We start from the raw sequence: 23,565 nt of genomic DNA, 5'->3' as shown, positions 1-23,565 counted from the left end.
GTCGACTCGGGGCGAGCGGCGGGGTGTGCGCGATCCACCAGCCGAACCTGTTTCCTCGGCTGTCCACGCTGGCCAAGCTGTTCGCCGCCGACCGGTGGATCGTCCTCGACGATGTTCAGTTCGCTCGCCGGGACTACCAGCAGCGCACCCGGCTCGCGGCTCTCGACGACCCGAGCAGGCAGCAGTGGCTCACGCTCCCCACGCACCTGCCCAACGGACGCCCGACGCTCGTCAACCAGACGTTGCTCGTCGAGCCGCGCCGGTCTCGCCGAACGGTCAGCCTGCTCATTCGCCAGTACTACGGTCGTAGCCGCTACTGGCCTGCGGTGAGTGAGGTCCTGGACGTGGTCCTCGATCGGTTCGAGAACACGGACCGTGTGGCGGACCTCGCGAGGACATCGACCCTCGCCCTGCTCACCGCTCTCGGCTGGAGTGGTGAAGTGCTGGAAAGTAGCGCCATCCCGACCGGCCAGGGCCGGTCCGAGCGACTGGCCGACCTCGCCGTGGCCACCGGCAGCAATTACTACCTGTGTGGCACCGGCGGCCTGCGCTACCTCGACTACCAGCCGTTCGCCGTCCATGGCATCACCGTTGTGCCTTTCCACACCCCTGTGGATGCAGGCGACCGGCTCTGGAAGTGGGCCCGACGGGTCAGCAGCCTCTGGGCGTTGAGTGCGACCGGCCCGAGTGAACTGGCGACCAGACTGACTGCCGAACGAGAAGTTCGCCTCAATGGAGACCACGCGTGAGTGATCAGCCCGACAAGCCGTTCCTCCAGATCGTGGTCTGCGCGGCCGGGGTCGCCGCTGACGTCAGCAAGCTGATCACCGCAGCACACGAGCGGCACTGGGACGTCGGCGTCGTCGCCACCCCGCAAGGGCTCGGCTTCCTCGATCTGGAGGCGGTCGAGGCGCAGACCGGTCTCCCTATCCGCTCGGCCTGGCGAACACCGGACCTACCGCGCCCGACCCGACCCGCGGACGCGATCGCAGTCGCCCCGGCCAGCTTCAACACCGTCAACAAATGGGCCGCCGGGATCTCCGACAATCTCGCGCTGGGCATCCTGTGCGAAGCACCCGCCATGGGCGTGCCGGTCGCCGTGCTGCCGTACCTGAACTCGGCCCAGGCCGCCCACCCCGCGTACCACCAGAGTCTGGAGCGGCTGCGCGAGATGGGCGTCCTGATCGGCTCGTACGAGCCACACCGGCCGAAGGCCGGCGGCGGAGCCGACCGTTACCGCTGGGAGGAAGCGCTGGAACTTCTCGCTCCCCGGCTGTCCTCGCGGGCGTAATCAGCGCCGCTGCCCCTTCGAGGACTTCGGAGACGAAGCCGACGGGCGCATGTGGGGCGGAGCAGTAGGACGTTCCCCGGTACGCCGGGCGTTGGCTTCCTGGGCCTGTGGGCTGGGTGTGCGGCGTTGGCCCAGGCGGCGGATTCGCCAGGTCAGGGCGCGGGCCGGGCTGTGTGCATCGTCCAGGGTTCGTTGGTCGAGGGCCTGGTCCAGGACGGTGGCCGCGTTGTGGCCTGCGGCTTCTGCTTCGGCGAGCACGGCGGCGAGGGCGTTCCAGGCAGGGTCGTTGAGAATGTGCTCGGCATGCTCGGGGACCGCCTGTTGCAGGTGGTGGGCGTAGCGGTGTTGGGTCTGCGGGCTGGGTGCGTGGCTGGCGAGGCCGGCGAGGACGGGTCCGGCGATCTGGGCGTACGCGGTCTGCAGGTGGATGAGGGTCTGTTCGGCCGCTGCCTGCTGTTGGGCGTGCTGGCGGGTGCGGTGCCAGTGCATCGCGTAGGCGACCGCAGTGAGCGCGACGTCCAGCAGCATCGCCAGTCCGGCGCTGTCCCCATGCTGTGCGGGGTCCTTCCAGATCGCCTGGACACTGCGACGCAGGACGCGGGCGCTGGTGTGGTCGGCGGCGATGCGGGAACGGGTGGCGCGCTCGAAGGCGACGGCGGCTCGTTCAAGTTCGGCCCGCGCTGCAGTCGGCGCCGCGAGCGGGAGCAGGTCGAGTGCTCCGCCGAGCGCGGCCAACTGGCCCTGGGCGGCTTCGTCGTCGCGGTGGGCCAGGTGGTGGGGGATGCGTTCGGTGGCGGCGGTGGCCTGGTGCCAGGGGTTGCCCCGCCGGACGGCCATCGGTTCGGGGTTGGTGGTGGCGAGGCGTTGGCGGATCTTGGGCAGGGAGAGGTCGCTGGCGAGGGTGGAGCCCGCGTAGAACACGGGCTCGCCCTTGTCGTTGGTGTCGCCGGGCAGGGCGAAGTTGCAGCCGAGTGCGTCGCCGGAAGGGCCGAGTTTGAGGCGCACGGTCACACCCGTCGCCTTGAGCAGGGCGAAGAACTCGGCCTCGGTGGAGGCGGCGGCCATCGCACGGCGGACACGCAGGCGCAGGATCTCGCGGGATGTGGCGTCGTGGCCCAGGCGCCTGGCCTTGAAGACTTCCTTGCTGGTGGGGCGTTTGGCAGCGGTGCCGTCGCCGGGCTTCAACCGGCGGAGCCCGTAGTCGATTTCGATCTGGCGGGCTTCCTTCTGAACGGCACGGATGTCGTGGTCGCGTTTGGGCCGTCGGCCGTCCAGGCGGACGAGGGTGGCGGCGATATGGATGTGGTCGTCGGCGTGCCGTACGGCCACCCAGCGGCATGCCTCCGCGTCCCTGGTGGGGGCGATGCCGGCGGCGGCCACGATCCGCCGGGCGATCTCCGCCCACTGGGCGTCGGTCAGGATCGGGTCCTCGGGGGCGGCGCGGACCGGGCAGTGCCAGATGGTCGTCTTGGGTGCCCGGCGGCCGAGCATGGCCACCGGCTGGTCGAGCTGGGTGTGGAGCTGCTGCTCGACTTCCTTGGGGTCGCGGTGCGGGCTGCGGCCGGGGTCGGGGGCGAAGCCGTTCCAGGACGCCACCAGGTGCGGGTCGACGTGTTCGTTGGCTGTGCCTTCGCCGAAGAGGTAGGCGATCAGGCGGCGGGTGTCGCCTTGGCCGAGGATGATCTTTGGTATCACTGGCTTACCGCCCTTCTACGACCTGGGCGACTGCGGTGTCGACGGTGGTGATGGCCTCTTCGATGCGTTCCAGGAGGCGATGGACGGTGTGGGGCTGGGGCCAGGCGCCGTCCTTGTGGAGGTGCCAGGTGAGCTGGTTGAGGTTGTTGCCGACTCCGCCGAGCTGTCCGTTGGCGGCCATCAACGCCTTCACCGTGGCGCGGTAGTCGGCGACTGCGGCCGTAGGGTCCTCTGCGCGGGCGGCGGCCAGGGATGCCTCGGCGACGTAACCGCCGACCGGCATCCGGCTTGTGTCGGCGGCGCGTGCGAGTTCGGTGAACTCGCTGTCGCTGTAACGGGGATGGACACGGCGCTCACGCAGGCGCGACTGACGCAGTCGGCGGCGCGCTGCGGACGGCTGCGCAGTGTGCGACGACGGCTTGCTCTCGTCCCCTTCCTCGGTCGGTCCCCCCGGGCCGGCCGACTCCGGCGCTGCGCCGGATGCCTCCGTCCCCCTCGGGGCGGTGGCCGGGTAAGGACTCCTTACCCGACAACTTGCTGCGCTGTTGAGGTCGGTGGTCATCTCCTGCTGAGGGGTGAGGATTTCGCGGTACGGGTCGTGCATGGGGGGTCTCCGGGGGTTGCTTGGGTGTCGGGCGCTTCGCTGTGCGCGGCTCCCGTGTCCCCGTGCTCGGCTGCACGGGGACACGGGATGAGCCCGGGAGGCGGGGCGGTCGGCGCGAACGCAGGGTCAGGCGGCCCTGGCGGGGGTCGTGTCGAGTTCGCGCTGCTGCAGGGAAGCGGCTTCGTCGAGTTCGGCCTGAAGGAGGTCCTTGAGCTTGTCCGCCTCCGTCCTGCCGATGGTCAACTCCCTGCTGCGGAAGGTGGCTTCGATGTGGCGGCGTGAGGCACGCCCTTTGCGCCCCAGCGGCGCGATACGCGCGAGGGCGAGCCGTTCGGGAGGGATTTCGCTGGGTTCGCGATCCTGCGGTTCGGTGGAGAATCGCGAGTCCTCAGCCACTTCGGTGGTGTCCGGAGCCACGTCGGCAGAATCTCGCGCCACGTTGGCTGGGCCGTAAGCAGCGGCATGGCGATGGACGACGATGTAGAGATGGACCGAGCCGGCCAGGGCGAGCGGGGCGATGGCGGACAGACCGCCGACGGTGAAGTCGTCGAGGCGGAGGCCATCACCGTGGCGGGTCTGCTGGTTGAGGCGCACGGCGTGCAGGGCGTTGGCCCAGATGCTCGTCACGGTTGCAGCGCCGACGAGTATCCATACGTAGGCACGGGACCATGCCGAGGCGGCGCGCAGCATCACGAGGGCGCCTACGCCGATGGCGATGAACCCGTCGATCACGAGGGGGAAGGCGTAGGTGAGAAGCCAGCGGATGTGGATGGCGACGGCCATCTGTCGCAGGGCGTCGTAGGAGAGGGCGAAGGCGAACACGGCGAGAAGGGCGATGCCAACGCGAATCGCGCCGGTGGCGGTGATGCGGGCATGCAAGCGGGGTACTCCAGGTGGGCTTGGGGGTGGCGGCCACGGCGCGAGGGAGGGCGAGGCGTGGCCGCCGTGAGATGCGATGTCTCGTACCACTCGTCGCATGCCTGGTCAGAGCAGGTACGAGTGGCGGGGTGATGTCGAGTCGACTCGTTGCGGTCCGTTCACTCGTCCCCGCGCTGACCTGGGCAGGGACGAGTGCGACGAGACAAGTCGGGTCAGGCTGCGGTGCCGGGAGGGGGCTCGGCTGCCGGTGCCGGTTCGGGGCAGTAGCGGGCCCAGGTGTCGAGGAATTGGTTGCGGGCGAAGCCCTTGGCTTGGGTGCCGCCTGGGAAGCGGCGGTTGGCCGAGCTGATGCCGTAGGGCTTAAGGAGCTCCTGCAGGCCGCGCGGGGTCAGGCCGTTGGCGCCGTACTCTGCCCACGGTGCTTCCTTGTCCGCGTTCAGGTGCTCCAGCAGGCGCATTGTGCCCAGCACGGCCGGGTCGTTCTCGGCGGCGAAGGCGCGGCGGATGCCGACCAGGAGACGGGTGCGCAGCCCGCCTTCCTCGTCCTGCCCGGCCTCGTAGTCGGTCATGACGCGGCAGGCGGTGCGGGCGAGTGCGGGCCATTCGCCTCCGGCGAGGTCGGCGATGACCACCAGGGGTTCCCAGGTATCGGCCGCGCGGTCCTCTACTGGCATGGGCGGCTCCATCGCCAGCGCCCGCTTGTACAGCGGCTTGAGCCAGGCGGAGAGCCGGTCGCGGATCGCGTGGAGGGCGGGGGTATCCCGGGTGGTGCGGAAGGCTGCGACCTTCTCGCCCGCCGCGCGGCGCCGCATCCGGATGACGACCGACCGGTCCATCACCGTGTCGGGCAGGTCGCCGATCCCGGCGAGCGCCGCCATGGCGAACGTGGGGAACGCGGTCGGCTTGTGCTCGGGCCCGGTCACCCGAAGCGTGGGCCGGTTGCGCTGGTGACCGGCGTTGATCAGGCCGCGCACCTCTTCGTTCTTCTCCGCCGCCTTGACGGTTCCGAAAAGGGCGTCGGCCTCGTCGACCAGGAGGGTCGGCGGGTCCTCGTCGTCGATCGACCGGAAGATCGCCGCCGCGCTGGCGTTGACCGTGATCAGCGGGTTGCACACGGTCTCGGTCACCACGTCCAGCAGCCGTGACTTGCCGCACCGCTTCTCCGGAGCCACGATCGCCAGACGCGGTGCGTGCTGCCACGCGCGCTGCAGGTGCGTCGCCGCGATCCACAGCGTGACCGCGGTGAGGGCTTCCTCGCTCGGCATCACCACATACCGCTTGATCTGCGCCCGCAGGTCGGCCAGGATCTGTGCGCCCTCGGGCAGAGGCGCTGCTGAGGATGCGTCGTCCCGGTCCCTGTCGGCGGAAGGGGCAGCGGGGATGGCCAGTTGGCCGGGGATGGCGACGACGGGTGGCGAGTGGGGCGTCACGGATGAGGTGGGGGTGGTGGAGGACGTAGGTTCGTCCACAGGCGTTCCTCCCTGGTGGGCCGGACGGGCAAGGCCCGGCCCACCGGATCGATCAGTCAAGGGCGATGGGGCAGGGACTCTGCGGCTCTCGGCGGTGGCTCGCCGAGGGCCGTTTCGTTGTCCCGGAAAGGTGGCTTCAGACCGCGAGGTCGTACGCGGACCGGGCGTTCACCCAGGCGTCCACCTCGGACCAGCGGTAGCGCAGGTGGCGGCCGACCTTGTGCACGTTGGGGCCGATGCCCCGGTACTTCCACTGGTAGAGGGTCTTCACCGGCACGCCGAGGTAGGCGGCGACCTCCTGCGGGCTGGCGAGCGGGCCGCGCCTGGCAGCCTCGGTGGTGGCAGGGGTGTTGGTGCTACGGGGAGAGGTATTCGGCACAGGGCTCCTTTTCGGTCTTGGCCATCGGGCCTGGACAACACAGCCACACCCGAGGCGGAAAAGTCCAGAGTTGGTTCTGAAACTCTCCAGCACTTCTGTGTGACCGGCGATTCCGAAACGGTACGGGCGGATCCCCGGTTGCCGAAATCGCTCTCGCGGACGCCGATTTTTTCTGCGGAGAAGCGATCGGCGGAGGGGTCGGAATCCGGTACCTCCGCAGCTCAGAGCTGCCTTCTGGCAGTCGTAAGCGATGCGGTCAACCCGCCAGGCATCGCACCTAATACCCGTTCAAATCGCCCATCTCTGGGATGCGGAGGGGAAGTAGCACGACCTTCCCGGCGAAAAGGCTCGCGAGGTACCGGAATTCGATGAGACGAACACCACTTCGCCCCGGAACGACTTTTGGAGAGTTTAAGAACCAACTCTTGCCATAACGCCCGGATGCAAGTTACAGCTATCTGTTATGGCATCCCGACCTGTCGAAATAGGCCCCGCCGGCCTCCACTCCGCCCGCGCTATCGAGTGCATACGCCTCACGCGCGGCCTGACTCAGCACCAGCTCGCCGCCCGCTGCACCGCAATGGGCCGCCCGATGACCAACACCGCCCTCAGCCGCACCGAACGTGCCCGCCGCCGCTGCGACATCGACGACCTCGTCACGATCGCCGCGGCTCTCGGTATCGCGCCGGTGGCCTTGCTGCCGCTGTGGGCCGATCACGGTTCCGTGTCCCGCTTCGGTGGGTCCCTCGACGACATCCAGGGGGCCCTTCTTGGCTGACGTGTACGACCGCTGGCACAAGTCGCACCCCAAGCCCACCGAAGTCGAGTGCGGCGAGCACAAGAGCCGTACGAAGCGGATGGTCCCCACCGCCGATCACGGCATCGGCAAGCGCTGGCAGGTCCGTTACCGCGACTTGGACGGCCATCAGCGGAAGGAGAACTTCGACACAAAGGCTGCGGCCGACAATCGCGCCGCCGAAGTCGACGTCGAGATTCGTCGCGGCTCCTACGTCGTCCCTGCTGAGACGAAGCAGACGCTCGGCGCCTACGCACAGAAGTGGCTCGACGCGAACTCCGTCGGCCCGACGACCGCGCTCCGCTACGAGGCGACCGTTCGCAACCACATCGTGGAGCACCTCGGTCGGCGCGAGCTGCGGTCCCTCAACCAGCCCTCGATCATTCAGGGTTGGATCCGCACGCTCCAGGACGCGGAACTGGAAGTGTCGACGATCGAGGGCATCTTCGACATCCTCTCCAGCATCCTCGGGATGGCCGTGGAGGACGGGCTGCTGCCGAAGAACCCCTGCAAGTCGAAGTCGGTCAAGCTGCCGACGGCGACCAAGAAGAAGATCATCCCTTGGCCGTTGGAACGCGTACGTGCGGTCGTCGCCGGACTCCCGAAGCGCTTCCAGGCCGGTGGCAATCTCGCCTTCGGCTGCGGCCTGCGCCAGGGCGAGGTGTTCGGCTTCGCAGTCGACGACATCGACTTCAAGGGCGGCTGGATCCACGTCAACCGCCAGGTGCGGCTGGTCGGTACGAAACCTGTCTTCGCCCTGCCCAAGGGCAACAAGATCCGGTCAGTGCCCCTGCCAGCCCAACTTGCCGCCGCCCTCAAGGCCCACATGAAGGAGTTCCCGCCCGTCGCCGTCACCCTGCCCTGGGCCAAGCCGGACGGCGAACCGAAGACCTTCCGCCTCCTCTTCGTCGACGAGAAGAGTCGGGCGTACAACCGCAGCGTCTTCAACATGGGTGCCTGGAAGCTCGCCCTGGCCGCCGCCGGCGTGATTCCTCCGCGCGAGCGCGGCGCGCGCTACCTCCAAGCGGCCCCGGAAGACGGCATGCACGCCCTCCGGCACGCCTACGCCTCCGTACTCCTGGACGCGGGGGAGAGCATCAAGGCGCTCTCCGAGTACCTCGGTCACTCGGACCCGGGCTTCACGCTGCGGACGTATACGCATCTGCTGCCGTCCAGCGAGACCCGCACTCGCAAGGCGATTGATGACGCCTTCACCGAGGCCAACGCTGAAGATCGAGGCAGCGCTTCCGATGGCCAGGACACATCCGTGCCTACGCCGAAACCAACGTGCCCGCGTTGCGCACTGGCCGCCTGACGGCCTCTTCCGGCACATTACGAGGGCGGGGCGGTGAGTGGGACGGCACGCATCGACTGGCCGCGTTCACCGCTCAGACTGCTGCCAGCACGCTCCCCCCGAGGGCAATCGTTCCGAGGAGGAAGCAGACCAGTCCTGTCCTGACCCACCGGTGCTTGGCTGCCACGATGTCGCTCGTGTTGCGGAGTGCGATCACCAGACCGGACATCTGCTCCTCGTCGGTGGTGCGCAGAGCGTCGGTGAGTACCCCGGAACCTGCGGCTCGACGGATGTCGAGGAAATACGTCAGGGGACTGCCGGTCTGCCACTGGCTTGCCCGGTAGCGGGGAGCTGTCGCGAACAGTAGAAAGCCCAGCGCAAGAGCCCAGGTCAGGCCACTGGCTACGCCCAAGGGCCGGCTGAAACCCGTGGCCGGCATCCTGCTCCAGTACGTGCTCAGGACGACTCCGGCACACACTCCCAGCGCGCCGATGAGAACTGATGCTTTGGCGTCGGCACGACCGATTTCGGCTCGCACTTCGGCCAACAGGCGTTCCGCTGCGTGCACCCCCGACGAATCGGAAATGAGCCGTGGTGCGGGCTCGTGAGAGGAGGACGTCGTGCTCGTGACACCCGTCATCTTCGGTACTCCTGACATTGGTTCCGGAAGAAGACAGCCCTGCTGCCGTCAGATCACGGCAAGCTGGACCACAGCAGCGCACCGGCCCCCAACAGGCCGCCCCACAGCGCGCCGCGGTGACCGAGCCGGCCTACTGCCTCGCGAAGCGCCGACAGCACCGTGCTCACGCAGCGGTGCCCGGCGCTCGCGACGGCGCACACCGCGTCTCCGTAGATGTAGGCGAAGGGTGCGGCATGGCCGGAAACACGGCGCTGCGCCCGGGTCCAGCAGTATTCGGGCAACAGGAGTCCGACGACCATGACGTTCACCGCATACTCCATGCCAGTCTCCAGGTGAGTCAGTAGCGGCACGGCAGCCCACCGGAGCAGCACGTAGCAGGCGACGCCGACGCTGAGAGCAGGCACGAGGGCCCGCTCGACGTCCGCAGGCGTGGTCACCCTCCGTCTCCGGACGTGTCCGGTCGCTCGTCCTGGTGGCTGGGCCCCCGCTCCAGCTGTTCCCGGTAGAGGGGGTGTTTGCGAGTCCGTCCCCGGCCAGCGTCGTTGAGTCGCTCCTTCACAGCCGCCAGAGCCGCCCGCGAGGCATCCTCCAACATGTGATCCTCAACTGCTCCGGAGTCGAGGACCCGCTCGATGACGCGAATCTGGTTGGCGCTGGCCTCGCGCTCGTCCTCGCGAATCGACTCGATCGCGAGCGGGATGTCCCCCGGGTTCTGTGCCAGGTGCGCGCCCCAGCGCTCGAACTCGCCCTGGGACAGCAGCCGGGCGTAGAAGGAACTGCTCTCCTCCATGACTTCCTGTTCGTTGTGGGTGCGCAGCCGGGTCAGTTCGTGCTCGCTCCGTGTCCGCTGTTTTGTGTAGTCGAGGGAACGCAGCGAGGACAGCTGGCCGATCGCCTCTTCGTCGAGGCTGAGCCGCACTTCGCATTGGATGTCTAGCCCCTTGTCGGCGGCCAAGGGTGCGGCAGCCAGCGCCTCCATCACCGCGATCTCGGCCGCGGCACTCTCCTCGATGGCGTAACGGCGACTTTCCCGGCGCATTTGGGTCAGCAGGCGGGGCTCCAGCACCGCGCGAACGTCACGGATCTGCTGCTCTACGATTTTGGCTGGGTCGACAACCCGCCAGGTCAGATCAGTCTCTGCGGAGAAGAATGCGGCATCGCCGTCGCTCGGGAGCCGGTGTTCCAGAGACATGTGCTGAATGCCCATGTCCACTTCGTACAACGTGCGGAAGTTGCTGGTCACCAGCTCTCCGCGGGTGGGCTGTTGGTGCGGGAGATACGTCTGGGGTCGTCCTCCGGACGTCAGGAATACCAGTGCGCGTTCCGCGTAGGTCGGTGGCCGGTTGCGTACGTATTCGAATCGGCCCAGGCTTCGTACTTGGCGTACGGGGTCATTGATGAGTGCCATGCGTTCTCCTGCTTTCTGGGCGCCGTACACGGGGCATCGATTTGCGCGAGGGGCGGTGCGTTGGTTCCGGCCGGAATCGGGTGTGGCGGACGTGCCGTCACAGGGGACGGAGCAGTGCCGCAGGGCTGTCGGCGAGACCGGCACGAAGCCGGGCGGCGGTGGAGCCCCGGGCTCCGTTCGAGGTGTCGAGCCGACGCAGTAGGAAGTCCAACCGCTCCCAGTCGTTCTGGGTCTCGACCAGCAGAGGAAGCAGTCCGCCCAGCGCCGACTCGACGTCCGACGCAGTGTCGTATCGCTCCGTCTCCTCGAATTGCGCCGCGTTCGTGAACGCGCGGTGCTCTGACGCTTTTGCGGACGCACGCTCTGCGACCTGGACCCAGCGAGCCAGTTCGTCACGTGCCGCGTCGCGATGGGAACGGTTGGCCAGCAAGGCCCGCCACATCACGACGACGTACCGCCGGGCACGGGCATCGTGGTCTGCCAGCCACAGCAGCCTGGGCCATGCAGTTGCCGCAGTACTCGTAGCCGAGTGGCGCTTGCGTGCCCCCCGGAGAAATCCTGCTGCGGCCAGGTCGCGCAGGGGACCTCGGCTTCCGTGCCACTGCACGAGCCGCTCCAGGACGGTGACCGCTGCAGGTCCCTGAAGCAATGCCTCCAGGGCCTGCTCGAGCGCTGATTGGAGCGCGCTGTCCGGCGCCGGTCCGGTCGCGGCCATCCGTCCAATGTCCCGGAGCGCACTTGTCGCAGTGGCACCGCCCAGCAGGGCATAGGAGCGGGTTGCCGTCCATCTCCGTGCCAAGTTATGCCGCCTGCTCCAGTTGGAGAGCAGGCGCCTGACCGCAGTGTCCATACCATGTTCGGCGGCGGTGTACAGCGCCCATGCGGCGAGCTGCCGCTGCATTGGCCGCGACGAAGAACCCCACTGGTTGAGGAAGTTATCGAAGGCGTAACCGAAGTCCGCAGCCGCCAGCACCCCCGAGGCCACCGCGGCTCGCAGTCGTACGAAGACCCGTCGGTCCGTCACGAGAGTGTCAAGCCACGCCAGCAGGGGCTTTCTGACGGCTGGGTGGCTGGTCCAGACGTGACTCAGGACACTGCTCCAGAGGGATTCGTTCTGGAATGCGACGACCCGTTCGGGCAGGCGTCCCCATGCGGTGTCGGTCTCATCGTCGTATTCCTGGGCCCTGGCCAACGCCAATCGGTCCGCCGGGGATGAACCGAAGACGGGATATCCGGCGGCGCGATCGGGTTCCTCGACGGTGCGTAGCTGTATATAGAGGAGGTCTCCGAGTTCGGCCACCAACGGATATGGCAATCCGTCGAATACAGCGAGCGAGATCAGAAACGCCTTGTCGCGCAGCGTTGCTCCGCGTAATTGGTCGCCTTCGCCGAACCACCTGCTGGTGATCTCCTCGGCCGATGTACGGCCGTACCCGGACAGCTCCTCGTCGTCGCAGCGGCCCGCTGCGTACTTCACGAGAAGCCGGGCGAAGCCTGCAGCCTCCCCGGGCGACGGGCCGACGCTCAAGTACCTTACGGTCGGCTCCAGTTCGAGCAGACGCCGGGCCTTGTCGGCTGCCACGGCACCACCGGATGGCCCGTCTGCCGCCGAGTGCCGGATCGCGTGTAGCAGGTGCGCCCGCGCGATGTCAGCGGCCGGAGGCGGTTCCCAACCATCCGCCGTCACGTCCTCCACGGCGGTGCCGTGCGCTGCGACGACGACGAAGAGTCCGTCGTCCCCAAGCCGGCGACGGACGGCGTTCAGATGGACGTCCCGCAACGGACTGTCCTGGCTGGTGATCGGATCCACCACCACATGGGCCCCGCCGGGTTGGATGTGGTCGGCGAATTCGGCCGCCTCCGTACCTGGATCCAGCTCGATCACCTCACCGGCCTTCGGGCCGACCTGCATGAGCATGCGCAGGGCCGCGGTCCTGCGGCCGGTGCCGGGCCGCCCGCGCAGAACGAGGACGCGCCGGACGGTGAGTTCCGAACACAGCTCGTCATACCGCCGATTCGGTGCGAACGTCTCGGCCAGGTAGTCGAGTTCGGCCGTCGGCAGGGGACCGACAGTGTGCAACCGGGGCATCGAATTCTCGCGCAGGTACACATCGACGCGCTTGTCGCCCGCGACGACATCGCCGGACACTCGGGTGTCTCCCATGACGTTGGCTCGCCCCGACCTCAGATGCGGCGCGAGAGCGAAGAGCTGCTCGATGGCCTCCCATGCCTCAGGGGCGGCGTCCTCGTCCGGTGGCGGTGCGCCCACGTCCGCGGTATCGGCGGGCCGCCCAGGATCTTTCTCCGCCTCGGGTCCGGTGCCGACGTCCTCGGGGTCTAAGGGGGTTTCCACGTGCTGGTTCACTGTCCGGTTCCTTCCACGCCACGCTGTTGGGCCGACTTGGCGGGGCCGGTACCAACGTGCTTGTCACCCGCAATGGCGTCCCCGGCGATACTCGCGGTCCCGAAGAAGAAATTGCCGGTGCGCGTGTGCAGAGCCGGAACCCGAGCCGCATCGGCCGAGCGCTCGGACTCGGATACCGTCGCGGTCGCCTCAGCGGGGACGGTCGACGCGATCGACTCAGCAGCGGGCTGTTCCGACCGGACGGTGCCCGTGTGCGGTCGCGAGCTGTCGTGGTACCAGCCCGTCAGAGTGGCGCCTTCTTTACTGTCGACGGTCAGTGGGTGGAAGTGCTCGGGCCGGACACCGGGATGCGCGTGACGCACCACGCCCTGATACACGGCGTCGGACACGCACAGGACACTCGGCTCTGACGTCGTGGCCAACTCCTTTCGCAGCCCTGGTGCGTCCAAGAGCCGGAAGGCGTGGACGAGGTCCGCGCCGACCGCACCGAACTCGTCCAGTGCCACCTCGCCGGTGTGGACGACGATCCGCAGTCTGATCCGAGCGTCCTCGGCGGCCAGCCGGTTGGTGCTGACGAGTTGCTCAGGTGTCGCCGTCAGCAAGGCCCTGAGCAGCGCGGGCTTCGGCACGGCCGGATGGATGAGGACGAAGACGCCGTCGCCGCGGTCCTCGCTCCGATACTCGGTCGGCTCGATGGCAGCAGCCGACAGGGTCTCGTGGAGGACTGTGTACAACATGCGGTGAATGACGGCTTGTTCGCTGTCGCGTCGCCGTCCTGATCCCTCCATGTCCATGAGCAGGATCGTCTTGTTGCTGGGTTCCGCCATGCGTGTCTCCTCGGGTGTGCGCGACCGTCGCGTCAGGTCAAAAGCGAAAACGGGAGTGGGGAATCAACTACCGGCCCAACCGCTCTGCCTGGTCCGAACCGCTCCATGCCCAGACTTCAGCAGCGCGTCGTGTGCCGCGAGGACTGATGCCGCACGGTTGATGTGACGGATTACGCAGAACCGCCGATCCGGCGCAGCATTTCCGGCCTGACCACCACCAGGGCCTGACGGTGCGTGGTGATATATCCGCGCTCCCGTAGTTCGCGCAGAAGGCGGGTGACCGACTCGCGGGACGAACCCACGGCCCCGGCGAGCTCCTGCTGAGTGAGCGGCACCCTGACGAGAACCCCCTCCGGTACCGGTTCACCGTGGTGCCGGGCCAGCTCCAGCAGTAGGCGCGCCAGTCTCTCCTTGACACCGCAGGCTGCGAGTTCCAACCGCTTGCGATCCGCGGCACGCATCCGGTCGGTGACCAGGGCCATGAGCTGACGCGTTGCGATCGGATGCTCGTCCAGGAATGCCCTGAAGCGGTCCGAGGAGATGACCACGGCTCTGATCGGCTCCAGCGTGGTCACCGAAGCGGACCGTGATGTGTCCTGCAACGCGGCGCTTTCGCCGATGACGTCCCCCGGTCCACGCAGAGCCAACAGCGCCTCGTGTCCGCCGGGGGAGCCGTCGGTCACCTTCAGCCAGCCCTCCAGGATCAGTAGGACGTGGGAGGACGGCTCGCCCTTCATGAGCACGACCGTACGGGCTGGATAGCGCAGTTCGGCTCCGGCTGCGATCAACGCCGCCGAGGCCGCCTCCGGGAGCCGGGCGAGGTAAGGGACGCGGTCGTCGGTCAGAAGAGGTATGGCGGCCTCAGCCGAAGCGCGTAAGGCCCCCGGCTTCGCGCTTCCAGCGGCGCTGTTCACAGCAGTGTCCTTCCCACAACGGAACTCATTCGCCGCCAACGCCGCCCGTCGAGCGGGCACCCATGCAGTTCGCGGGAGCCTGCGGGATCGTCTGCGGCACGAGGTCCTCTCAAATGCCCGACGATTCTGGCGCATGCCTCTGACAATGGGCAATGTTGTATGAACAACGCGTCACTGGCAGCCCATAGAGGCACGCGCAGCACTGGCACGGGCGGAGCGCTAGCTGTGGGGGAACGGTCCGCGCAAGTCAGTGCCCTGGTCGCAACCCATGTGCCCTCAATGTGCCCTGGCCGCCTGACGGCCCCTCTGGGGACATGAAAAAGGCGAGGCCCGAAGACCCCGCCCGAATCCCACGAAACCCCAGGTCAGGGCCACACCAAGCAGTACGGCTGATGCCCCGCCTCATGCAACCGATGGCTGAAGTCCTGCCACTCGTGCAGCAGTTGGTACACATTGAACGCATCCCGCGGCCCACCCCGGTCCGGGACCGTCGACCAGATGAACGCGGCGGCGCCCACCGCCTCCTCGCCGATGCCGCGGAGGGGGTCCACGACCGTCATGGGGAGCTTGACCACTGCGTAGTCGGGGTGGAGGACGACGAGCTCCAGTGGCGGCACCTTGTTCAGAGGAACGCCTTCGATGCCCGTGAGCACCATCGCGGCCATCGTCTCGGGCTTGATCTTGGTGAACATGCCGTTCATGCCGAGTTCGTCGCCGCCGAGTTCCTCGGGGCGCATCGAGATCGGGACGCGGGCCGCGGTCGCGCCGTCAGGTGCGCCGAAGTACTTGTACGTCACCCCCACCCGACCACCATTCCTGCTCCCCGCCCGCAGCCGCTCGACCCGCTGGTCGAGCCCCTCGGACTCCGTGTGCCCACCCTGTGTCTGACGTGACTCAGCCGCTTCCTCCGCGTCGCGCCGGTGCCTTCCCCGCCGGGCACGTCGAGGACCCAGGTCATCAGTCCCCTCGCCCAGTCCGCCACCGCGATGCATATCTCCACCCGACTGCTTTTCTAGGACGCGTGGCCCCCGCCGCGCAACCCGATCATCGTGTCAGTGACCTCCCCCACGGCCGCCCGCCGAAACGTGCGTTGAAACACCTGTCCGCAGGATCTTCGCAGCCCCTGAACAAGCCTTGCCACAGCATGGCCGGTGAGGGCTCCCCTATGACATACGTACGGGATCCGGCATGGGCTTGTGTGTGTCAGGTCTCAGTTTCGCAGACGACTGGACGGGTGGGGGCCGACGCCCGGTTCTCACGCCGCCTACCCTTGGGAAGTCACTGGCAACCGGAGACCGAGAAGCCCAAGAACCCGGAGAAGGTCGGAGAAGTCGCAGGACATGAGCGAACTGCCTTATTCATACGATGCGCCTGTCTCGCAGGCTCTGTTCGACCGTGCGGCCGCCGTCACACCCGGCGGTGTGAACTCCCCGGTCCGCGCCTTCCGGGCGGTGGGCGGGACACCTCGGTTCATGGTGTCCGGCAGCGGGCCCTACCTCACCGACGCCGACGGGCGCGAGTACGTCGACCTGGTCTGTTCCTGGGGTCCCATGATCCTCGGGCACTCCCACCCCGAGGTCATCGCCGCCGTCCGGGACGCCGTTTCGCGCGGTACGTCCTTCGGTACGCCCGGCGAGGGCGAGGTCGCGCTCGCCGAGGAGATGGTCGCCCGGATCGAGCCCCTGGAGCAGGTGCGGCTCGTCTCCAGCGGGACCGAGGCCACCATGTCGGCCATCCGGCTCGCCCGCGGGTTCACCCGGCGCACCAAGGTGATCAAGTTCGCCGGGTGTTACCACGGTCACGTCGACTCGCTTCTCGCGGCGGCGGGCAGCGGGGTGGCGACGTTCGCCCTGCCCGACACCCCCGGCGTCACCGGCGCCCAGGCCGGCGACACCATCGTGCTGCCGTACAACGACCTCGAGGCCGTGCAGGAGGCCTTCCACCGGCACCCCGGTGAGATCGCCTGTGTGATCACCGAGGCCTCGCCCGGCAACATGGGCGTGGTGCCTCCGGGGCCCGGGTTCAACCAGGGGCTGAAGGACGCCTGCCGGGAGAACGGCGCGCTCTACATCTCCGACGAGGTCATGACCGGCTTCCGGACCAGCAGGGCCGGCTGGTACGGCATCGACGGCGTCCGGCCCGACCTCATGACTTTCGGCAAGGTCATGGGCGGCGGCTTCCCCGCCGCCGCCTTCGGGGGACGGGAGGACGTCATGGCCCACCTCGCGCCCGCCGGGCCCGTCTACCAGGCCGGCACCCTCTCCGGGAACCCGATCGCCACCGCCGCCGGGCTCGCCCAGCTCCGTCTCCTCGACGACGCCGCGTACGAGACCGTCGACGCCGTCTCGGCGCAGATCCAGGGCCTCGTCACCGAGGCGCTCACCAAGGAAGGCGTCGCGCACCGGCTCCAGACCGCCTCCAACATGTTCTCCGTCTTCTTCACGGACCGGACGGTGCGGGACTACGAGGACGCCAAGAAGCAGGAGTCCTTCCGCTTCACCGCGTTCTTCCACTCGCTGCTGGCGAACGGCGTCTATCTGCCGCCGTCGTCCTTCGAGTCCTGGTTCGTGTCCACGGCCCACGACGAACGTGCCGTGCAGCGGATCGCCGACGCCCTCCCGGCGGCGGCCCGAGCGGCGGCGGAGACCCAGGCATGAGCAACCCCGACATCACCGTCGTACACGTCATGCGGCACGGCGAGGTCGCCAACCCGGACGGGGTGCTGTACGGGCGGCTGCCCGGATACCACCTGTCCGAGCTCGGGCGGCAGATGGCCGACCGGGTCGCCGAGCACCTCGCCCCCCGCGACATCACCTACGTCTGCGCCTCCCCGCTGGAGCGCGCGCAGGAGACGGCCACGCCGATCGCCAAGGCCCGCGGCCTCGACCTCGCCACCGACGAGCGGCTCATCGAGGCCGACAACGTCTTCCAGGGCAAGACCTTCGGCGTCGGCGACGGGGCGCTGCGCCGGCCCGAGAACTGGAAGCACCTCGTCAATCCGTTCAAGCCGTCCTGGGGCGAGCCCTACGTCGACCAGGTCGTCCGGATGATGGGGGCGCTGGACGCCGCCAAGGACGCCGCCCGTGGGCACGAGGCCGTGCTGGTCAGCCATCAGCTGCCGGTGTGGATCGTGCGGTCGTACGTCGAGCGGCGGCGGCTGTGGCACGACCCGCGCAAGCGGCAGTGCACACTCGCGTCCCTGACGACCTTCACGTACCAGGACGACCGGATCGTCTCCGTCGGCTACACCGAGCCCGCCCGCGATCTCGTCCCCCCGCATCTCCTCGCGGGCGCCAAGCCGGTGAAGGGCAAGGACAAGGCCTTCGGGGCGTAGTGACCCCTGTGACCTGAGTGCCCCTGTGACGGGGTTGTTGCATTTGTTCCGAAACGCTGTCGATTCACCGGAACCTCCCCGTTCCTCGCGTCCTCTGACTGGGTGACCACCAGAGAACGTGATGATCGGGGACGCAATGCGCACTCTCACCCGAAGGGGAGCACTCGGACTCGGCGCCGGTGCCGCGGCCGCTGCCGGACTGGCGGGCTGCGGCACCTTCACCCCGTCAGAGGGGTCGACGGGCGTCGGAGGTTCCGGGAAGGGCCCTTCGAGCAAGCCGACCGCCACCGCGCGCCCGATCGGCGACGGCTCGACCTCCTTCACCGGCAAGCAGCCCCACCAGCCGTCGAAGCCCGAGCCGTTGGAGCCCGGCCAGACCCCGCCGCAGTTCGTGATCTTCTCCTGGGACGGCGCCGGCGAGGTCGGCAACGGCCTCTTCCCGCGCTTCCTCGAACTCGCGAAGCAGTACGAGGCGCACATGACCTTCTTCCTCTCCGGGCTGTATCTGCTGCCCGAGAGCAAGAAGCGGCTCTACGACCCCCCGAACAACCCGCGTGGCGCCTCCGACATCGGCTACCTCACCGACGCGCACATCAAGGAGACGCTGAAGAACGTCCGCCAGGCCTGGCTCGACGGGCATGAGATCGGCACCCACTTCAACGGCCACTTCTGCTCCGGCTACGGCACGGTCGGCAACTGGACGCCGCAGCAGTGGAAGAGCGAGATCCAGCAGGCGAAGGCGTTCGTGAAGGAGTGGCGGACCAATTCCGGGTGGACCGACCTGCCCGCCCTGCCCTTCGACTACGACAAGGAACTCGTCGGCGGCCGCACGCCCTGTCTCCTCGGCCAGGACAATCTGCTGCCCGTCGCCCGCGACCTCGGCTGGCGCTACGACGCCTCCTCGCCCGGTGGCCGTCAGGTCTGGCCGGAGAAGAAGCAGGGCATATGGGACCTGCCGCTTCAGCAGATACCTTTCCCCGGACGTTCGTTCGAGGTCCTGTCCATGGACTACAACATGCTCGCCAACCAGTCGATCAACTCGACCAATGCACCCTCGTACAACTACCCGGGGTGGCGGACGCAGTCGGCGCAGGCGTACATATCCGGATTCAAGCGGGCTTACGAGACGAATCGCGCGCCCTTCTTCATCGGCAACCACTTCGAGCAGTGGAACGGCGGGATCTACATGGACGCCGTGGAAGAGGCGCTGAAGCACATCGCGCGCGAGAAGGAGAAGGGCGAGGACGTACGGCTGGTCTCCTTCCGGCAGTTCGTGGACTGGATGGACATACAGTCGCCGGCCGTCCTCGACAAGCTGCGCACCCTTGACGTCGGACAGGCGCCCGCCGCGGGGTGGAAGCAGCTCTGAAATGGGAGTTTCCGCCCGGAAGGGGGGTGCGCAAGATCCCCGGAACGGACATGCGAAACTTTTCACATGAGTGCCGCCAGCCGCGCCCCCCTGACCCTCACCGGTGCCGCCGTAGCCGCGTTGCTGCTGTCCGCCTGCGGCTCCGGAGGGACCTCCGGCGGAGGCGGCAACACCAACTTCGTCATGGGCAAGGACGGCATCTCGACCGTGGAGCAGGGCGAGCGGACCGCGGCCCCCGACCTGTCCGGCGGGACCATCGACGGCAAGCAGCTCGATGTGGCCTCGTACCAGGGCAAGGTCGTCGTGCTGAACGTGTGGGGGTCCTGGTGTGCCCCGTGCCGCGCCGAGGCGCCGGGCTTCGAGACGGTCTACAAGGACCTCAAGGGCCAGGGCGTGCAGTTCGTCGGCATCAACACCCGTGACACCAGCACCAAGAACGCCCTCGCCTTCGAGAAGCAGTACGGCGTCACCTACCCCAGCCTGTACGACCCGACCGGCAAGCTGATGCTCCGCTTCGAGAAGGGCACGCTCAACCCGCAGGCGATCCCCTCCACGCTCGTCATCGACCGGGACGGCAAGGTCGCGGCCCGCTCCCTGGCCGCGCTCAGCGAGGACAAGCTGCGCAAGATGCTCGCCCCGGTCCTCGCGGAGAAGTGACGTGACCGGAGTGTCCACACTGGCCGCGACGGGCGTCAACGGCACGGTGCTCAACGGCGCCCTGCTGATCGCCCTGCCCATCGCGCTGCTCGGCGGCCTCGTCTCCTTCTTCTCGCCCTGCGTCCTGCCGCTCGTCCCCGGCTATCTGTCGTACGTCACCGGAGTCGCCGGCACCGACCTGGCCGAGGCCCGGCGCGGGCGGATGGTCGCGGGTGCCTCGCTGTTCGTGCTGGGCTTCACGGCCGTGTTCGTCTCCAGCGGCGCGCTGTTCGGGTACTTCGGCGCCAACCTCCAGGAACAGCACGGTGTGCTGAACAAGGTGCTCGGCGTGCTCATGATCGCCATGGGGGTCTTCTTCATGGGCCTGATGCCCTGGCTCACCCAGCGCGAGTTCCGCTTCCACAAGCGGCCGATGACCGGGCTGGTCGGCGCGCCCTTCCTCGGTGCGCTGTTCGGCATCGGCTGGACGCCGTGCATCGGCCCGACCCTCGCCTCGGTGATCGCGCTCTCCTCCCAGCAGGGGAGTGCGGGACGGGGGGCCATACTGACCGTCGCGTACTGCCTGGGCCTCGGCGTGCCCTTCGTCCTGGCGGCGATCGCCTTCCGCAAGGCGCTCGGCGCCTTCGACTGGGTCAAGCGCCACTATGTCTGGGTGATGCGGATCGGCGGCACGATGATGATCGCGACCGGTCTGCTGCTGCTGACCGGCGCCTGGGACAGTCTTGTGTCGGAGATGCAGAACTGGTCCAACGGCTTCACTGTGGGGATCTGACCGATGAGCAAGACGACCGCCTCCGATGCGACCCCGGCCGAGGCCGAGGACCGGGACCTGAGCGCCGCCGGCTCCCAGCTCTCCACCGCCCCCAAGGAGGAGCCGCCGAACCTGCCCTCCCTGGGCGCCATCGGCTGGGCCCGCTGGTTCTGGCGCCAGCTCACCTCGATGCGGGTCGCCCTGCTCCTCCTGCTGCTGCTGGCGCTGGGCGCGATCCCCGGCTCGCTGATCCCGCAGAGCGGAACCGACGCCACCAAGGTCGCCGACTTCCGCGACCGGCACGACATCCTCGCGCCGATCTACGACAAGCTCGGCCTCTTCCACGTCTACAGCTCGGTGTGGTTCTCCGCGATCTACATCCTGCTGTTCGTCTCCCTCATCGGCTGCATCGTGCCCCGCACCTGGCAGTTCGTCGGCCAACTGCGCGGCCGTCCGCCGGGCGCGCCCAAGCGGCTGACCCGGCTGCCCGCGTACACGACCTGGCGTACTCGGGCCGAGCCCGAGCAGGTGCGTGAGGCCGCGCTCGTCCTGCTGAAGAAGCGGCGCTTCCGGGCCCACCCGGTCGGTGACGCGGTCGCCGGCGAGAAGGGCTATCTGCGCGAGGTCGGCAACCTCGCCTTCCATATCGCGCTGATCGTGATGCTGGTCGCCTTCGCCGTCGGCCAGCTGTTCAAGACCGAGGGCAACAAGCTGGTCGTCGAGGGCGACGGCTTCTCCAACACCCTCACCCAGTACGACGACTTCAAGTCCGGCACCCTCTTCGACACCGACGACCTGGCCCCCTTCAGCTTCAACCTGAAGAACTTCACCGGCACCTACGAGGCCTCCGGCCCCAACAAGGGGACTCCGCGCATCTACCGGGCGGACATCACCTACAGCCAAGGCGCCTACGGCAAGGAGGAGAAGGCCAGGGTCAAGGTCAACGAGCCGCTGGAGATCGGCGACTCGAAGGTCTACCTCACCGCCCACGGCTACGCGCCCGTCGTCACCGTCCGGGACGGCAAGGGCAACGTCGTCTACAACGACGCCGTGCCGCTGCTGCCGCTGGACTCCAACGTCACCTCCTCCGGCGTGATCAAGGTCTACGACGGCTACAAGAACGCCAAGGGCGTCAGCGAACAGCTCGGCTTCCAGGCCTTCTTCCTGCCGTCCTACGTCAAGGGCAACGAGGTCTCCTCCACCTTCCCGGCCCTGCTCAACCCGGTCCTGAACCTGGAGCCCTACCACGGCGACCTCGGCGTCAACTCGGGCATCCCGCAGAGCGTGTACCAGCTCGACAAGTCCCATATGAAGAACTTCAAGGACTCCAAGGGCGCGCAGATGCGGGAGAACCTCAAGCCCGGCGAGACCATGAAGCTCCCGAACGGTGCCGGCTCGATCACCTACGAGGGCACCAAGGAGTGGGCGAACTTCCAGGTCACCCAGCAGCCCGCCAGCGGCTGGGCGCTCGCCGGTGCCGTCACCGCGATCTTCGGTCTCGCCGGCTCCCTGTTCATCCAGCGCCGCCGGGTCTGGGTGCGCGCTTCGCGCAGTGCGGACGGGGTGACGGTCGTCGAAATGGCCGGCCTCGGCCGCAGCGAGTCCGCCAAGGTGCCCGAGGAACTCGGCGACCTCGCCGGGATCCTGTACGACCAGGCGCCGGGGGCCCCCGACCCTGACGACGACTCCGATGACCCCTCCACATCCCCCGACCCCCAAGTCGTACCTGCCGAAGGGGCTGAGAAGTGACTCTCGCCGCTGCCACCAACGAAAACCTCGCGAACCTCAGCAACACGCTGATCTACTCCGCGATGGCCGTCTACACCCTCGCCTTCTTCGCCTACATCACCGAATGGATCTTCGGCAGCCGCAGCAAGATCGGCCGCACCGCCGCCGCGCTCACCACCGAGGCCGGGGCGAAGGCACCGGCCGTGACGGTGAAGAAGGCAGGCAGCACCGCCGTACTGGAGCGGCCGAAGGTCGTGGTGCGGGCTGCCACCGGGACGCGTGATGTGCCCGACGGGCCCGGGGCGCACGGCGGGGACGAGAAGGGCGACCTCTACGGGCGTATCGCCGTGTCCTTCACTGTGCTCGCTTTTCTCATCGAGCTCGGCGGGGTCGTCGCCCGCGCGGCCTCGGTGGAGCGGGCGCCGTGGGGCAACATGTACGAGTTCAACATCACCTTCTCCACGGTCGCGGTCGGCGTGTACCTCTCGCTGCTCGCGCTGAAGAAGAACGTCCGCTGGCTCGGCCTGTTCCTGATCACGACGGTCCTCCTTGATCTCGGCATCGCCGTCACTGTCTTGTACACCGCCAGCGACCAGTTGGTTCCCGCCCTTCACTCGTACTGGCTGTACATCCACGTCTCGACGGCGATCCTGTGCGGCGCGGTCTTCTACGTGGGCGCCGTCAGCACGATCCTGTACCTGTTCAAGGACTCGTACGAGAACAAGCTCGCCACCGGCGGCACGCCCGGCCAGTTCGCCACCTCCTTCCTGGAGCGGCTGCCCGCCTCGTCGTCCCTCGACAAGTTCTCCTACCGCGTCAACGCGGCCGTCTTCCCGCTGTGGACGTTCACGATCATCGCGGGCGCGATCTGGGCGGGCGACGCCTGGGGCCGCTACTGGGGCTGGGACCCCAAGGAGACCTGGGCGTTCATCACCTGGGTCGCGTACGCCTGTTACCTGCACGCCCGCGCCACGGCCGGCTGGAAGGGCCGCAAGGCCGCCTACCTGGCCCTCGTCGCGTTCGGCTGCTGGCTGTTCAACTACTACGGCGTCAACATCTTCGTCTCCGGCAAGCACTCCTACGCCGGCGTCTAGCGCGTCCACGGTGACGGCGGGTCGGGGCGCGCAACGCGTGCAGATCGACCGGTGAAGGGCCACGCTGGTGT

23 protein-coding genes are annotated in these 23,565 nt (G+C 68.1%); 11 read left to right on the top strand and 12 right to left on the bottom strand.

Annotated features, from left to right (window positions below; all coding sequences use genetic code 11):
- Positions 1-23: 23 nt before the first annotated feature.
- On the top strand, positions 24-749 hold the full coding sequence (locus ACIHFB_RS36635; RefSeq protein WP_400129145.1) for a WbqC family protein: 726 nt from the start codon (positions 24-26) through the stop codon (positions 747-749).
- Positions 746-1,291: a flavoprotein gene (locus ACIHFB_RS36630; protein ID WP_400129144.1), complete on the top strand. Its 546-nt coding sequence runs from the start codon at positions 746-748 to the stop codon at positions 1,289-1,291. Before ACIHFB_RS36635 ends, ACIHFB_RS36630 begins: the two co-directional genes overlap by 4 nt.
- Here the strand turns inward: ACIHFB_RS36630 and ACIHFB_RS36625 are convergent, their stop codons facing one another.
- From ACIHFB_RS36625 to ACIHFB_RS36605, 5 genes are all read right to left on the bottom strand, one after another.
- Positions 1,292-2,986 (bottom strand): relaxase/mobilization nuclease domain-containing protein, encoded by a 1,695-nt coding sequence (locus ACIHFB_RS36625; RefSeq protein ID WP_400129143.1) that lies wholly within the window; start codon positions 2,984-2,986, stop codon positions 1,292-1,294.
- Positions 2,987-2,990: 4 nt separating this feature from the next.
- Positions 2,991-3,590, bottom strand: a complete 600-nt coding sequence (locus tag ACIHFB_RS36620; RefSeq protein WP_400129142.1) for a plasmid mobilization protein — start codon at positions 3,588-3,590, stop codon at positions 2,991-2,993.
- Positions 3,591-3,716: 126 nt separating this feature from the next.
- A complete protein-coding gene (locus tag ACIHFB_RS36615) occupies positions 3,717-4,469 on the bottom strand; it encodes a DUF2637 domain-containing protein (protein ID WP_400129141.1) in 753 nt (250 codons plus the stop codon).
- A gap of 212 nt (positions 4,470-4,681) precedes the next feature.
- On the bottom strand, positions 4,682-5,938 hold the full coding sequence (locus ACIHFB_RS36610) for a DUF3631 domain-containing protein (protein ID WP_400129140.1): 1,257 nt from the start codon (positions 5,936-5,938) through the stop codon (positions 4,682-4,684).
- 136 nt (positions 5,939-6,074) lie between these two features.
- Positions 6,075-6,317, bottom strand: a complete 243-nt coding sequence (locus ACIHFB_RS36605; RefSeq protein WP_400129139.1) for a helix-turn-helix transcriptional regulator — start codon at positions 6,315-6,317, stop codon at positions 6,075-6,077.
- Positions 6,318-6,780: 463 nt separating this feature from the next.
- Here ACIHFB_RS36605 and ACIHFB_RS36600 point away from each other — a divergent pair, with 463 nt between their 5' ends.
- Both ACIHFB_RS36600 and ACIHFB_RS36595 read left to right on the top strand, forming a co-directional pair.
- The gene (locus ACIHFB_RS36600) at positions 6,781-7,095 is read left to right on the top strand and encodes a helix-turn-helix domain-containing protein (RefSeq protein WP_400129138.1); all 315 of its coding nucleotides are present in this window, start codon (positions 6,781-6,783) and stop codon (positions 7,093-7,095) included.
- 1 nt (position 7,096) lies between these two features.
- Positions 7,097-8,428, top strand: coding sequence for a tyrosine-type recombinase/integrase (locus ACIHFB_RS36595; protein WP_400129192.1), 1,332 nt, complete (start codon positions 7,097-7,099; stop codon positions 8,426-8,428).
- Positions 8,429-8,501: 73 nt separating this feature from the next.
- Here ACIHFB_RS36595 and ACIHFB_RS36590 read toward each other — a convergent pair whose 3' ends face one another.
- From ACIHFB_RS36590 to ACIHFB_RS36560, 7 genes are all read right to left on the bottom strand, one after another.
- A complete protein-coding gene (locus tag ACIHFB_RS36590) occupies positions 8,502-9,047 on the bottom strand; it encodes a Pycsar system effector family protein (protein ID WP_400129137.1) in 546 nt (181 codons plus the stop codon).
- Between the two features lie 53 nt (positions 9,048-9,100).
- On the bottom strand, positions 9,101-9,484 hold the full coding sequence (locus ACIHFB_RS36585; protein ID WP_400129136.1) for a hypothetical protein: 384 nt from the start codon (positions 9,482-9,484) through the stop codon (positions 9,101-9,103).
- Complete coding sequence (locus ACIHFB_RS36580; protein WP_400129135.1) at positions 9,481-10,290, bottom strand: hypothetical protein; 810 nt, start codon at positions 10,288-10,290, stop codon at positions 9,481-9,483. Before ACIHFB_RS36580 ends, ACIHFB_RS36585 begins: the two co-directional genes overlap by 4 nt.
- A 262-nt stretch (positions 10,291-10,552) precedes the next feature.
- Positions 10,553-12,820 (bottom strand): hypothetical protein, encoded by a 2,268-nt coding sequence (locus ACIHFB_RS36575; RefSeq protein ID WP_400129134.1) that lies wholly within the window; start codon positions 12,818-12,820, stop codon positions 10,553-10,555.
- Entirely contained in the window at positions 12,817-13,647 is an 831-nt protein-coding gene (locus ACIHFB_RS36570; protein WP_400129133.1) for a hypothetical protein, read from the bottom strand. The genes ACIHFB_RS36575 and ACIHFB_RS36570 overlap by 4 nt, the downstream gene beginning before the upstream one ends.
- A 170-nt stretch (positions 13,648-13,817) precedes the next feature.
- A complete protein-coding gene (locus ACIHFB_RS36565; protein ID WP_400129191.1) occupies positions 13,818-14,501 on the bottom strand; it encodes a Crp/Fnr family transcriptional regulator in 684 nt (227 codons plus the stop codon).
- Between the two features lie 425 nt (positions 14,502-14,926).
- Complete coding sequence (locus ACIHFB_RS36560; protein WP_365281493.1) at positions 14,927-15,553, bottom strand: hypothetical protein; 627 nt, start codon at positions 15,551-15,553, stop codon at positions 14,927-14,929.
- Between the two features lie 348 nt (positions 15,554-15,901).
- Here ACIHFB_RS36560 and hemL point away from each other — a divergent pair, with 348 nt between their 5' ends.
- The 7 genes from hemL (at position 15,902) to ccsB (ending at position 23,494) form a co-directional block, all read left to right on the top strand.
- Entirely contained in the window at positions 15,902-17,218 is a 1,317-nt protein-coding gene (gene hemL, locus ACIHFB_RS36555) for a glutamate-1-semialdehyde 2,1-aminomutase (protein ID WP_400129132.1), read from the top strand.
- Positions 17,215-17,895: a histidine phosphatase family protein gene (locus tag ACIHFB_RS36550; RefSeq protein ID WP_365281487.1), complete on the top strand. Its 681-nt coding sequence runs from the start codon at positions 17,215-17,217 to the stop codon at positions 17,893-17,895. Before hemL ends, ACIHFB_RS36550 begins: the two co-directional genes overlap by 4 nt.
- Before the next feature lie 136 nt (positions 17,896-18,031).
- On the top strand, positions 18,032-19,264 hold the full coding sequence (locus tag ACIHFB_RS36545; RefSeq protein ID WP_400129131.1) for a hypothetical protein: 1,233 nt from the start codon (positions 18,032-18,034) through the stop codon (positions 19,262-19,264).
- 66 nt (positions 19,265-19,330) lie between these two features.
- The gene (locus tag ACIHFB_RS36540; protein ID WP_400129130.1) at positions 19,331-19,921 is read left to right on the top strand and encodes a TlpA family protein disulfide reductase; all 591 of its coding nucleotides are present in this window, start codon (positions 19,331-19,333) and stop codon (positions 19,919-19,921) included.
- 1 nt (position 19,922) lies between these two features.
- Positions 19,923-20,693: a cytochrome c biogenesis protein CcdA gene (locus ACIHFB_RS36535; RefSeq protein ID WP_365281479.1), complete on the top strand. Its 771-nt coding sequence runs from the start codon at positions 19,923-19,925 to the stop codon at positions 20,691-20,693.
- 3 nt (positions 20,694-20,696) lie between these two features.
- Positions 20,697-22,421 carry a cytochrome c biogenesis protein ResB gene (locus tag ACIHFB_RS36530; RefSeq protein WP_365281475.1) on the top strand — a complete coding sequence of 575 codons (1,725 nt, stop codon included), beginning with the start codon at positions 20,697-20,699 and terminating at the stop codon, positions 22,419-22,421.
- Positions 22,418-23,494 carry a c-type cytochrome biogenesis protein CcsB gene (gene ccsB, locus ACIHFB_RS36525; protein WP_400129129.1) on the top strand — a complete coding sequence of 359 codons (1,077 nt, stop codon included), beginning with the start codon at positions 22,418-22,420 and terminating at the stop codon, positions 23,492-23,494. The genes ACIHFB_RS36530 and ccsB overlap by 4 nt, the downstream gene beginning before the upstream one ends.
- Positions 23,495-23,565 lie beyond the last annotated feature (71 nt).

The organism is Streptomyces sp. NPDC051963 (assembly GCF_044593495.1).
In the GTDB taxonomy this organism is placed as follows: domain Bacteria; phylum Actinomycetota; class Actinomycetes; order Streptomycetales; family Streptomycetaceae; genus Streptomyces.
This window is presented reverse-complemented; position numbering and strand designations above follow the sequence as displayed.

Excerpts from the sequence above, each read along its gene's own strand:
- ACIHFB_RS36590 (WP_400129137.1), bottom strand. The coding sequence starts at position 9,047 with ATGACGGGTGTCACGAGCACGACGTCCTCCTCTCACGAGCCCGCACCA.
- ACIHFB_RS36530 (WP_365281475.1), top strand. The coding sequence starts at position 20,697 with ATGAGCAAGACGACCGCCTCCGATGCGACCCCGGCCGAGGCCGAGGAC.
- ACIHFB_RS36620 (WP_400129142.1), bottom strand. The coding sequence starts at position 3,590 with ATGCACGACCCGTACCGCGAAATCCTCACCCCTCAGCAGGAGATGACC.
- ACIHFB_RS36600 (WP_400129138.1), top strand. The coding sequence starts at position 6,781 with ATGGCATCCCGACCTGTCGAAATAGGCCCCGCCGGCCTCCACTCCGCC.
- hemL (WP_400129132.1), top strand. The coding sequence starts at position 15,902 with ATGAGCGAACTGCCTTATTCATACGATGCGCCTGTCTCGCAGGCTCTG.
- ACIHFB_RS36545 (WP_400129131.1), top strand. The coding sequence starts at position 18,032 with ATGCGCACTCTCACCCGAAGGGGAGCACTCGGACTCGGCGCCGGTGCC.
- ACIHFB_RS36570 (WP_400129133.1), bottom strand. The coding sequence starts at position 13,647 with ATGGCGGAACCCAGCAACAAGACGATCCTGCTCATGGACATGGAGGGA.
- ACIHFB_RS36540 (WP_400129130.1), top strand. The coding sequence starts at position 19,331 with ATGAGTGCCGCCAGCCGCGCCCCCCTGACCCTCACCGGTGCCGCCGTA.
- ACIHFB_RS36550 (WP_365281487.1), top strand. The coding sequence starts at position 17,215 with ATGAGCAACCCCGACATCACCGTCGTACACGTCATGCGGCACGGCGAG.
- ACIHFB_RS36560 (WP_365281493.1), bottom strand. The coding sequence starts at position 15,553 with ATGCATCGCGGTGGCGGACTGGGCGAGGGGACTGATGACCTGGGTCCT.